Here is a 12,472-nt window from a genome sequence, read left to right on the forward strand (position 1 = left end):
ATGATTTCGTTTTGAATAAAAGTTTACTTAAATATAATGGCTATCTTTTTTAAAATTAAAAAAGCGCCCCTACAAATTAATGTAAGGGCGCATGCGCACGGTACCACCATACTTAAGTCGAACAACTTTATTAATGATACGTTCATTAACTAAAACGTTTGGATTACTTTGATTAATAAGGTGTATTCACAAAATGCGTAACGTTAGTTCACAACAACCACTAACTCTCTGAAGATAACACAAGAAGTTACTTCTCCTTTATCCAAAAACGATATCGAATTGATACTAATTATAAGTAACTATAATTTAAAAGTCAATATGTTAATTTATGTTATAATATTGCATACGTAAGGAGGTTCTATATGACGCATCAAAGAGTTGATAGTCAATACCAATCGTCACGGTTTGATAAATTTGAAAACATCTATAAAAAATTAAAACATATTTTCATCGGCTTGTTTGCGATTCTAACATGTACCTCGGTGATCATATTAGCAATTACTGTTTTTTATTTTCAAAGTATCACAAAAGAAGCAATTCATATGTCTGACGATGATTTAAGACTTAAACTACTTTACATACCGGGTAGTCAAGATATAGATTACGACAATAAACATATTTTAACTGAGTATAACGAATCCATGAACACTCTAATTGTTGGCCCTAAAAATGTAAATAAAAATGTTATTAAAGCATTAACCGCTTCGGAAGATAGTTTGTTTTTTAGGCATAATGGTATTTTACCTAAAGCATTGATTCGAGCAGTTGGCCAAGACGTTTTTAATACAGAAACTGCTACTGGTGGCAGTACAATAACGCAACAACTTGTTAAGAATCAATTACTATCAAACGAAAAAACATACAATCGCAAAGCAAACGAGTTAGTCTTATCCATGAGAGCAGAAAAATTATTGACCAAAGATGAAATTATATATACATACTTAAATATTGTGCCATTTGGTCGTGATTATAACGGCTCAAACATATCCGGCATCGCTTCAGCTTCGTATAGTTTATTTGGGAAACCGACATCAGACTTAAATATTGCTGAATCAGCCTATTTAGTAGGATTATTACAAAGCCCTTATTTTTATACGCCCTACGAGGAAAATGGCACTTTAAAATCTAATGCAGAAATTCAAGTTGGACTAGACAGACAACATTATGTATTAAAGCGTATGTTAGTAGAAAGAAAAATCACAGAATACGATTACAAGCGGGCTGAAAAATTTAATATCCCTCAACACTTATTATCAAAATAAACTTTTTAATTTAAATTGCTATAGTAAAATTTAAGGGAGTAGGACTAAAATCATAGATTATCAAATGATTTTAGTCCTACTCCCTTTATAAATATTATTTTTTTGGTATTAATCACATTAAAATACATTGTTACTTAACATAAATATGACAGTTTAATTATTTCAATTATTTATTTCTGCTAAATTGCAATATACATAATATCAATTATTATTAATATTAGAATAATCCAATTGCGTGACCATCATCAGTTACATCCATGTTTAAAGCTGCTGGTTTCTTAGGTAATCCAGGCATAGTCATAATAGCACCTGTAAGTGCTACAATAAATCCTGCACCAGTTTTAGCTTCTAATTCTCGAATTGTAATTTCAAAATCTTCAGGCGCGCCTATTTGTGTAGCATCGTCACTAAATGAGTATTGCGTTTTAGCCATACAAATTGGGTAATAGTCCCAACCATTTTCTTTAAATTGCTGTAATTGTTTTTGCGCTTTACTACTAAATGTCACTTTTGAACCATCATAAATTTCTTTAACAATCGTTTCGATTTTATCTTCTAAAGGTTGTTCTAACTCATATAGATGTTTAAATGTTTGGGGCTGTTCAATAACTTCTAAAACCTCGTTAGCTAAATCAATACCGCCTTTGCCACCTTTTTCCCATACTTCAGTTAAAGCAAGACGAACTCCATTTTCTTTTGCCCATTGTTGTACAAATTCTGTTTCTGCATCTGTATCATGTACAAAGGCGTTTAATGCTACAACAGGTTCTAAGCCATATTTCCTAACATTCTTAACATGACGTTCTAAGTTAACAATACCGGATTTCAAAGCTTCTACATTTTCTTCTTTTAAGTTATCTTTACCTACACCCCCGTGCATCTTAATAGCACGGATAGTTGCAACAACAACAACTGCTGAAGGTTCAAATCCTGCTTCACGTGCCTTAATATTAATGAATTTTTCTGCACCTAAATCAGATCCAAATCCTGCTTCTGTGACAACAATATCCGCTAAATCTCTAGCGGTCTCAGTAGCTAATATTGAATTACAACCGTGTGCAATATTAGCAAATGGTCCACCGTGTACAAGTGCCGGTGTGCCTTCAATAGTTTGTACAAGGTTAGGTTTTATCGCATCTTTCAAAATCATAGCTATTGCGCCTTCAACTTTTAAGTCTGCTACTGTCACTGGTTTACGTACACGTGTATACCCAATTGTGATATTACTAATTTTTGCTTTCAAATCATTTATATCAGTAGCTAAACAAAGAATCGCCATGATTTCAGATGCTACAGTAATATTGAAGCCATCTTCACGTGGTACACCTTGAGTCGGGCCTCCTAAACCAACAATTACATTACGTAACGCACGATCATTCATATCTAATACACGTTTCCACTCGATACGTCTTTGATCTATTTCTAGCTCATTACCCTGATGGATATGGTTATCAATAAATGCTGATAGTGCATTATTTGCTGTTGTAATCGCATGGAAATCCCCATTAAAATGTAGATTGATGTCTTCCATAGGTAGAACTTGAGCATAACCACCTCCAGTGGCGCCGCCTTTAATACCAAAGGTTGGTCCTAATGCGGGCTCACGTAATGCAACCATTACATTTTGTTTAAGCTGGTTAAATGCATCAGCTAAGCCAACTGTAACTGTTGATTTGCCTTCACCTGCTGGTGTTGGACTCATAGCCGTTACTAAGACTACTTTACCTTTACCATTTTTTTGTTGAACTTGATTAATATCAATCTTTGCTTTGTAATGACCATAAGGTTCTAGTGCATCCGCTGGGATACCAACTTTCTCTGCAACTTCCCCAATTGGTTTTAATGTAGATTGATTTGCAATATCTAAATCAGATAAATGTGTCAAATTCATTCGCCCCTTCTAAAATTAATTTTTAAATCAATAATCACTATATATTTATCATATATACTACTGACAAAAATAAATCCTTACATACATTATATTAACCAACTTAAGTTGCGTTGTCGACTTTTATAGACAGCGCTTTCATCAACTATAGTGTAATAATAAAACTTTAGTATACATAGAAACTAATTTATTTTCTCACAGAAAAAACCTTTATATCTCTTAAAGTCACAAGAGATATAAAGGTAGTTTAAGTTTAGTAGTTTGAATGTAACTTAATGTTAAATTACAATTCGTTATATTTTGAAAAAAACCTTTATTTAATCTTCCATTGTACTTAAATCGCCTTCTGGTAAATCAAGTTCCCATGCTTTAAGTACACGGCGCATAATTTTTCCTGAACGTGTTTTTGGTAACTTATCTTTAAACTCAATCTCTCTTGGTGCAGCATGCGCAGCTAATCCTTCTTTAACAAATTTACGAATTTCTTCTTTCAATTCATCTGATTCGTCATATTCAGGACGTAATGCAACGAACGCTTTAATAATTTCACCTCTAACAGGATCAGGTTTACCAATGACACCCGCTTCAGCTACTGCTTCATGTTCTACTAATTTAGACTCCACTTCAAATGGACCAACGCGTTCTCCCGCCGTCATAATTACATCATCTACACGACCTTGGAACCAAAAATATCCATCTTCATCTTTATAAGCAGAATCACCTGATACGTACCAGTCACCAATGAAATAGGAATCGTATTTTTCAGGATTTTTCCAAATAGAAATCATCATTGATGGCCAACCTTTTTTAATCGCAAGATTGCCCATTCTATTTGGTGGTAATTCATTTCCTTGATCATCAATAATTGTTGCTTCTACACCAGGCAACGGTTTACCCATAGAACCTAATTTAACATCCATAGAAGGATAATTAACTATCATATGGCCACCAGTTTCAGTCATCCACCAAGTGTCTAATACACGTTTACCAAAGACGTCTTTAGCCCATTTGATGACTTCAGGGTTTAATGGCTCACCAACGGATAAGATACTTTTAACAGATGATAAATCAAATTTTTCAATAATGTCATCGCCTGCACTCATTAACATTCTTAATGCTGTCGGTGCTGTATACCATATAGTTACTTTAAACTCTTCAATCATACCATACCAAGCTTCAGGTGAGAATCTGCCACCCGCAATACAGTTTGTGACACCGTTTAACCAAGGACTAAATATTCCATAAGATGTACCAGTTACCCATCCTGGATCAGCAGTACACCAATAAACATCATCGTCTTTAAAATCTAATACATATTTACCAGAGATATAATGTAATAACATGGCTTTTTGGGCATGTAATACACCTTTAGGTTGTCCTGTAGAACCTGATGTGTAATGTAAGATTAAGCCATCATCTAAGGATAACCATTCAGTATCAAATTGATCACTTGCTTGCTTAAATTCAGTATTAAAATCAACGTATGCGTTATCTACCTCATCATCTACAACGACGATTGTTTCTAAATGTGGTAATTTATCTTTTGGTATTCTAGGTAATAATGCATTTGTAGTAATTATAACTTTAGCTTCACTATTCTCTAATCTATCGCCTACAGCTTTTTCCATAAATGCTTCAAATAATGGCCCGACGATGGCACCAATTTTTAAAGTCCCAAAAAGAGCAAAATAGAGTTCCGGTGTTCTTGGCATAAATACAAAAACACGATCTCCTTTTTCGACATTAGCTTTATCTTTAAGCACGTTTGCTGCTTTATTAGCATTTGCTTTCATTTCGTTAAAAGTATAACTTTCTTTGCGTTGATCATCTTTATAATGTAAAGCAATTTTTTCCCCTTTACCTTCATCCACATGACGGTCAATACATTCATGTGCCATATTCACATTTCCTGTCTCATACCATGAAAATGACTTTTCTACCTCTTTCCAATCAAATTGGTTATATTCTTTTTCATAGTCTTGAAGGTTAAAATCTCCACTTTCCCCTTTATATACTTCTACTTTCATTTTAAATCCCCCTCTGAATGAAATCGTCTCTTCAAAAATTATTATAACTAACATTTTCAAAATTTTCAAAATAATTAGTGTAAGCGAATTCATTTATATGTTGCTTTATTCAATTATCACTTATAATATAAATGATAAGATTGATTACAGAATACCCATGTGGTAGTTTGGAGTGAAAAAATGAAACATATTAAAACGTATCAATCTCAAACATATCAGTTAGACGAAGGACAGTTTGTCATAGAAGGGCCTATTCCATGTAGCACACTTGATCAAATGACATTTGATCAAGGTTTATCTGCATTTCGTCCGCCGAAAGATCAATTTGAAGCAGTCAAAGAAATCAGTGAATTAGAAGAAGGAAGAATATTTATATTACGTAAAGATCAACACATTGTTGGATATGTCACTTTTCATTATCCCGATCCATTAGAAAGATGGTCGAGTGGTAATTTAGAATATTTAATAGAATTAGGGGCTATTGAAATCAGTTTACCCTATAGGCATTTACATTTAGGAAGTGAATTAATTAAAATTAGTCTCTCTGCAGATGAATATGAAGACTATATTGTATTAACGACAGAATATTATTGGCACTGGGATTTAAAAAATTCTGGTCTCGATGTATATGAATATAAAAAATTAATGCAAAAACTTATGGGTTATGGGGGCCTTGAAATTTTTGCAACAGACGATCCAGAAATTACGAGTCATCCAGCAAATTGTTTGATGGCTAGAATCGGTTCAAGAATTTCTATTAACCAACTACAAGCATTTGATGACATTAGATTCATGAATCGATTTTTCTTTTAAAGGGGAGAAAAATATGAGTAATATGCAACAAACAACGGGCTATGTTTACGCTAATGAACTTTTACAATATCGCTTTAGTAATAAACATCCATTTAACCAAATGAGATTAAAATTAACGACAGAATTACTTATGGAATTAGGATATTTAAAGCAACATCACGTTATATCACCTAGAATTGCAACAGATGATGAGTTATCATTGATACACTCATACGATTATATACAAGCAATAAGGCATGCTTCTCACGGTATTTTAAATGAAACTGAGGCTAAAAAATATGGCTTAGATGGTGAAGATACACTTCAATTTAGAATGATGCATAAGCATAGTGCACGTATAGTTGGTGGTGCGTTGAACTTAGCAGACCAAATTATGAACGGTACGTTAACAAACGGTTGTCATTTAGGTGGTGGTTTACACCATAGTCTTCCTGGACGTGCAAATGGATTTTGTATTTATAATGATGTGGCCATTACAATTTCATATTTAATAAAAAAATATAATCAACGTGTGCTATGTATAGATACAGATGCTCACCATGGCGATGGCACGCAATGGAGTTTCTACACTAACGATCAATCTTTAATCTATTCCATACATGAAACAGGAAAATTTTTATTTCCAGGTTCAGGTCATTATACAGAACGTGGTACTGAAAAAGGGTTCGGCTATACGGTTAACATTCCGTTAGAGCCTTACACAGAGGATCAATCCTTTTTAGATGTTTTTAAACAAACTATTGAACCTGTCGTAGCGTCATTCAAACCAGATATTATTGTAAGTGTACATGGTGTGGATGTACATTACCTTGACCCACTCACACATATGAGCTGTACATTAAATACGCTTTATGAAATACCTTATATTATTAAATCACTTGCTGATACATATACTCAAGGCAAGGTAATCATGTTTGGTGGCGGCGGCTATAATATTTGGAAAGTTGTGCCCCGTGCATGGTCACATGTATTTTTAGCTTTGATAGATGAACAGCCTCCAACGGGCAATCTTCCAGAACGATGGCTTACTAAATGGCAGCCTTATGCTACTTGTGAACTACCTACTAATTGGAGTGATAATAAAGAGAATTATATAGAAATACCTCGAAGAAAAGAAATAAGTGAGATTAATATGAAGCATGCTCAAAAAGTGTTGAGCTGGTTTGAATAAAATTACAATTATTAAGTTGAAACGTAAAGATTTTTGGAAGTAAAATAGCCGTCAATCTATATATTAATCTGAATTGGCGGTTTTCTTTATTTCATGAAATTTTTTAACATAACTATTGTTCGCAATAATGTATGAGTATACAGCCTCAAATCATAATATATCGCCGGCAAGTATATACAGTTTAATCGTAAGTTTTTAAATATAAAGGAGAGCTAATCCATAATGGACTAGCTCTCCTATTTTGAGAATAGATATTTATGCCCCATTCCCACGTTATAATTTCCAAATGAATATATGAATTATTTTGTAGTACCTCTATATTCAATTCTATGAGGTAAAATTACATTAGGTTCATCAATGTCTTCTTCATTCATATATTTTGTAAGTAATCTCATACCAACTGCGCCGATATCATACAACGGTTGAATTACACTAGAAAGTTGTGGCCTAACCATTTCAACAAGTCTTGTATTATTAAAGCTAACAATTTGTAAATCATTCGGTACACTTACGCCAGCATCTTGAGCGGCATGTACAAGGCCAATGGCTTGTTCATCACTGATTGATAAGATTGCGTCCGGTTCTGCAGATGCTAACGATTCAAATGCACGTAATCCATCTTTGTATGTTTCATTGCCATTAAAAATTAATTGTTCGTCTAATTCTAATTTATGTTGAACCAATACATCTTTCAATCCTACTAAAACATCTTCTTGTGCTTTTTTAGAATAATCTCCACCTACAAAGGCAAATGATTTAGCACCTTTTTCAATTAAGTGTTCTGTTATTTCTTTAGCAGCAGCTTCGAAATCGATATTAACTGATGAGATACCTTCATCTTTACCATTTGTTCCTGAAACAACTACTGGTACTGAAGATTTATTAATTAAATCTTTTATTTCTTCAGAGATTGTACCTCCTAAGAAAATGATACCGTCTACCTGTTTACTCAATAGATTATTAAAAATCTCTTTTTCTTTACTTGGATCATTATCAGAATTTGAAATAATAGAATGATATTTATACATTGTTGCGATATCTTCTAAACCGCGTGCTAATTGTGAATAATACACGTTTGAAATATCTGGAATGATTACGCCAACTGTTGTTGTACGTTTACTTGCTAATCCTCGTGCTACTGCATTTGGACGATAATTTAACTTCTTAATAACTTCATTTACTTTGTCACGTGTTTCAGGCTTAACATTTTGATTGCCATTAACAACACGAGAAACGGTTGCCATAGAAACTCTAGCTTCTCTAGCTACATCATATATTGTAACAGTCATATTTTCCTCCTTGAAAGCGATTTCTTTATTATTATAATCTGTTTTCATAACATTTTCAAAGTTTACCACATTTTTAGAAAATGTAAAATCATTTTGTTTTGATTGTTATAATGTTTTTCATTTCATAGTATTAAAAATCTGGTTTATATTATATGTTTTAAATTTCTACTATAATCTAACTAGATTAAATTAAAGATATACAATGATATGGTTTGTAACGTTTGAAACTAAATTTTGCGTAAGGAGAATCAATCACAATGTCGCTAAAAAAGCAAAAAAGAGTGGGACAGAAACCTAATTTATTTTTAAAAAGGTTTCATCGTCCCACTCCGGCAAAAATTGCCACAGTTGATAGAGATTAAAGGTTTACATGAGCTAAAGATTTTGTACAAGAACCACTAACTCAATAAATTGAGTAGTGGGACTTTAAGTTACTGCTAATATAATGATTAAAGCCAGGACAATTAATTTGTCTTAAACTCATATTAATATCAACTCAAACTTTGCAACAATTATTTAAGTTTTTTACTATTATACATATCTGCAAGTGGTTTAATTTCATTGTAGAATTTATCGAATTCATTGAAGTCCATTTGTTGACCACTATCACTTAATGCAACAGATGGATCAGGATGTACTTCAGCCATAATGCCGTCAGCTCCAACTGCTAAGCCAGCTTTTGCTGTTGGGATCATGATATCTTTACGTCCAGTACTGTGCGTAACATCTACCATAACTGGTAAGTGTGTACCTTGTTTTAAGATTGGTACAGCAGAAATATCTAAAGTATTTCTTGTTGCTTTTTCATATGTGCGGATACCTCGTTCACATAAGATAATATTTTCATTACCTTGTGATGCGATGTATTCAGCTGCATATATAAATTCTTCAATAGTAGCTGATAAACCACGTTTTAATAATACAGGTTTGTTTGAACGGCCTGCTTCTTTAAGTAATTCAAAGTTTTGCATGTTACGTGCACCAATTTGGAATACATCTAAGTAATCATCAGCTACTTCAAAGTCAGCAGGGTTAACTATTTCACTTACGACATTTAAGCCGTATTTATCTTTAGTATTTTTAAGTATTTTTAGACCTTCAACGCCTAATCCTTGGAAATCATATGGAGATGTACGTGGTTTAAACGCCCCACCTCTAATGAATTTTTCTCCTCTAGCTTGTAAATTAGCAGCAACGGCATCAACTTGTTCTTGGGATTCTACTGAACATGGTCCAAATACAAAAGATTTGTTGCCATCTCCAATAATACCTCCATTATCAAATTGAACAATAGTATCTTCTGGTTTTAATTTTCTAGATACATATAAGTGTTTTTCATTTTCAGATTTTTGTAAATCAGTAGAGGCTTTAAAAATTTCTTTAAACAATTGTTTGATTACATTGTCATTGAATGGTCCTTCGTTCTTATCTAATAATTGATTAATCATTTCTTTTTCACGTTGAGGATCATATACAAGCGTGCCTTGTTTTCGTTTTTCCTCACCTATTTTTTGTGCTATTTTTCCTCTTTTAGATAATAGTCCTAAAATCTCTTCGTTAATCTCAGCTATCTCATCTCTGTATTCTTTTAATTTGTCTGTCATTTTATTCACCTCTATGAAAAATTTAAAAAGCGATATTTTATTCTGCTTTAAAGCGATAAAATATTTGTTAAACGTTATTCTAACAATAACTACTTATAAGTTCAAGTAGCGATTGAAAAAAATCACTTTAAAAGTGAATAACATTAATAATAACTGAATTTTCAGTCAATATCTAGGCCATTTTTACACTATTATGTGTTTTTCAATATTTCTTCCTAATATCAAATTTTAAGATATAGATATAAAGTCTACGGTTCAATATAAAAGCAACAAGTGATAAAGCAAATATGCATGGAATTTAATTGATAAATGATCTAATCAACGTTTCATATTAAATAAACGAAAAGGATCCAAAACAAATATTATGCCTCGGACCCTTTCTTATTAATTGAATTAATCATTGAAAGTTCTTTTATCAATTTTACTTTCAGCTTTTTCTGTCTTATTCATTTGTGTTCTATTTTTAGTATACGTTTTTTTACTTGATTTGTTTTTACTTGAGTTATTTTTAGTTGAATTTGCCACTTTACTAGTCGTTTGTGATTCATCGTGATTAATAATACCATCATTTGATTCAGTCGATGCTTTTTTATCTTTTTGTGTTGTATTACTTGTACTACCTTGTGCAACTGATTGTTCACTTAAATTTCTGCTAGCATTTTCATGGACAATAATACCATCTTTAAATGATACCGTCTTGTGCGTTTGTGTAACACGTTGTTCAGCTGCTGTTGGTTTTGGAATTTCTGTAGTTGTTGCTTTTTTGTTATTTTTATCCGCACTATTATCAACTTTATCAGTAGATTCTACTGCATTCTCAATATTTGGGGTAATTAAATTCGGTACTGATTGGTGTTTAGCTTGCTTTGGCGACTCTGGAATTAGCAAATTAGCAGTATTATCTGCAATATTTTGATTATTATTGATTGCTTGTTGTTTATTGTTAGCTGCTAATGCTAAGCCTGAAGCACTAACTGCACCAGAACTAGCTACTTCTGACTTATCGTTATCATAAGATGATGATTCAGTAGTTGCTTCTTGTGTTACTAAATTTGGCGCATTTTTAGCTGATTCTTTTGGTCTATCCTCTTCATTTATTAGTTTTGAAGTGTTTTCTGAAACCTCTGAATTATTATTTAATGCTTCTTTTTTATTTTGTGCCGCACTTGCTAAACCACCTGCAGCAATAGCACCTCCTGCAGTTGCTGCAGCTGTTTTGCCATTGATACCTTCATTTTTAGCTGAGTCAGCTGTAGAGGTTACTTCAGCATCTGTATTATCCGATGTTTCCTCTTTTATAGCGTCTTGTTGAGCACTGACTTCATCTTCAGTTGGTTCAGCATCTGGGTCAATATGTTCAGTAGATAAATCACCGGATACCACATCATCTTTATTATTTTCATTTTTTGCTTCTTGTTGTTCTTGTGCCTCAGGTGACATATTAGCTAATTCATTATCAGATGTTTCTTTTTGAATAGCAACTTTTTGAGCTGCTAATTCTTTATCTGACACTTCTGTGTTATTTTTTTGAGAATCTGCAATAGTTGATTTCAGTCCTGCTAGTTTATTTTCAGCATCTTGTTGTTCTTGTTCACTTTGTGCGACAATATTTGATTTAAATTGTTCTTTATTTTCCGGAACATTTTTATTAGAAGATCTAGATTTACTAATGGAAACTAAACCTAAAGCTGAACCAATCACAGCGCCTACGATAAATCCATACACAAATTCGTTTCTGGCACCTTTAGTAAAATATTCTGGTACTTGATAACTTTCTAAGTTTCTTTCATAATTATCTCGATTATAGTATTTCATAATTGAATGCCCCCTATAACAAATGCACTTAAATAAGTTTCAAACCTCATTTAAGTGCATTTGTTTTTTAAATATATGAATTATTTGTTATCTACACGTGTAGTATAGCTATGATTTGAATCGTTTGCTACACTGCTCGCTTTATAATTTGCACTATCTCTACGATTTCTTCTGTTTTGCCATTTATCAGCAACTTCCATTGCTACATTTGACCATTGTACAACTTGAGAAATTTTATCTTCATTTTGAGAAATGTTGTGCGTAATTGAGTTTGTAACTCGATCAACTGAACCATTTAAAGTTTGTACAGAATCACCGATACCTTTAACAGCATCAACTACTGAATTTAAACGATCTGATTTATCTTGAATATCTTCAGTTAAGCGATTTGCTTTATGAAGTAAATCTGTAGATTCACGTGTAATACCTTGAATTTGTCCTTCAACTCCATCAAGTGTTTTTGCAACGTGATCTAAATTCTTCTTAACTGAAAGTAAAACTACAACGATACCAATTACTAATATTAGAAATGCAATCGCCGCAATAATTCCAGCTATAGGTAAAATCCATTCCATTAAAAACGCCTCCTATTAATCATATGTT

At 32.7% G+C, this 12,472-nt stretch carries 9 protein-coding genes; 3 read left to right on the top strand and 6 right to left on the bottom strand.

Annotated features, from left to right (window positions below):
* Positions 1-362 precede the first annotated feature (362 nt).
* A complete protein-coding gene (locus ACF91D_RS15360; RefSeq protein WP_069792215.1) occupies positions 363-1,262 on the top strand; it encodes a biosynthetic peptidoglycan transglycosylase in 900 nt (299 codons plus the stop codon).
* Positions 1,263-1,479: 217 nt separating this feature from the next.
* Here ACF91D_RS15360 and ACF91D_RS15365 read toward each other — a convergent pair whose 3' ends face one another.
* Together ACF91D_RS15365 and acsA are read right to left on the bottom strand one after the other, a co-directional pair.
* Entirely contained in the window at positions 1,480-3,147 is a 1,668-nt protein-coding gene (locus tag ACF91D_RS15365) for a formate--tetrahydrofolate ligase (RefSeq protein ID WP_327620695.1), read from the bottom strand.
* Between the two features lie 320 nt (positions 3,148-3,467).
* Complete coding sequence (gene acsA, locus ACF91D_RS15370; protein ID WP_069792217.1) at positions 3,468-5,177, bottom strand: acetate--CoA ligase; 1,710 nt, start codon at positions 5,175-5,177, stop codon at positions 3,468-3,470.
* Between the two features lie 180 nt (positions 5,178-5,357).
* Here acsA and ACF91D_RS15375 point away from each other — a divergent pair, with 180 nt between their 5' ends.
* Both ACF91D_RS15375 and ACF91D_RS15380 read left to right on the top strand, forming a co-directional pair.
* On the top strand, positions 5,358-5,990 hold the full coding sequence (locus ACF91D_RS15375; RefSeq protein ID WP_069792218.1) for a GNAT family N-acetyltransferase: 633 nt from the start codon (positions 5,358-5,360) through the stop codon (positions 5,988-5,990).
* Between the two features lie 13 nt (positions 5,991-6,003).
* Entirely contained in the window at positions 6,004-7,161 is a 1,158-nt protein-coding gene (locus ACF91D_RS15380) for an acetoin utilization protein AcuC (protein ID WP_119585797.1), read from the top strand.
* Positions 7,162-7,460: 299 nt separating this feature from the next.
* Here the strand turns inward: ACF91D_RS15380 and ccpA are convergent, their stop codons facing one another.
* The 4 genes from ccpA to ACF91D_RS15400 all read right to left on the bottom strand — a co-directional run bounded on the left by ccpA (position 7,461) and on the right by ACF91D_RS15400 (position 12,444).
* A complete protein-coding gene (gene ccpA, locus ACF91D_RS15385) occupies positions 7,461-8,450 on the bottom strand; it encodes a catabolite control protein A (protein WP_039067077.1) in 990 nt (329 codons plus the stop codon).
* 512 nt (positions 8,451-8,962) lie between these two features.
* Complete coding sequence (locus ACF91D_RS15390) at positions 8,963-10,054, bottom strand: bifunctional 3-deoxy-7-phosphoheptulonate synthase/chorismate mutase (protein WP_039067075.1); 1,092 nt, start codon at positions 10,052-10,054, stop codon at positions 8,963-8,965.
* 393 nt (positions 10,055-10,447) lie between these two features.
* Entirely contained in the window at positions 10,448-11,869 is a 1,422-nt protein-coding gene (locus ACF91D_RS15395) for a hypothetical protein (RefSeq protein WP_039067074.1), read from the bottom strand.
* Between the two features lie 80 nt (positions 11,870-11,949).
* A complete protein-coding gene (locus ACF91D_RS15400; RefSeq protein WP_039067073.1) occupies positions 11,950-12,444 on the bottom strand; it encodes a DUF948 domain-containing protein in 495 nt (164 codons plus the stop codon).
* Positions 12,445-12,472: the final 28 nt, after the last annotated feature.

The organism is Staphylococcus sp. 231237_7MaSpsaltlick, from assembly GCF_043107035.1.

Coding starts and splice junctions, on each gene's coding strand:
- ACF91D_RS15360 (WP_069792215.1), top strand. CDS start 363: ATGACGCATCAAAGAGTTGATAGTCAATACCAATCGTCACGGTTTGAT.
- ACF91D_RS15395 (WP_039067074.1), bottom strand. CDS start 11,869: ATGAAATACTATAATCGAGATAATTATGAAAGAAACTTAGAAAGTTAT.
- ACF91D_RS15400 (WP_039067073.1), bottom strand. CDS start 12,444: ATGGAATGGATTTTACCTATAGCTGGAATTATTGCGGCGATTGCATTT.
- ACF91D_RS15375 (WP_069792218.1), top strand. CDS start 5,358: ATGAAACATATTAAAACGTATCAATCTCAAACATATCAGTTAGACGAA.
- ccpA (WP_039067077.1), bottom strand. CDS start 8,450: ATGACTGTTACAATATATGATGTAGCTAGAGAAGCTAGAGTTTCTATG.
- ACF91D_RS15390 (WP_039067075.1), bottom strand. CDS start 10,054: ATGACAGACAAATTAAAAGAATACAGAGATGAGATAGCTGAGATTAAC.
- ACF91D_RS15380 (WP_119585797.1), top strand. CDS start 6,004: ATGAGTAATATGCAACAAACAACGGGCTATGTTTACGCTAATGAACTT.
- acsA (WP_069792217.1), bottom strand. CDS start 5,177: ATGAAAGTAGAAGTATATAAAGGGGAAAGTGGAGATTTTAACCTTCAA.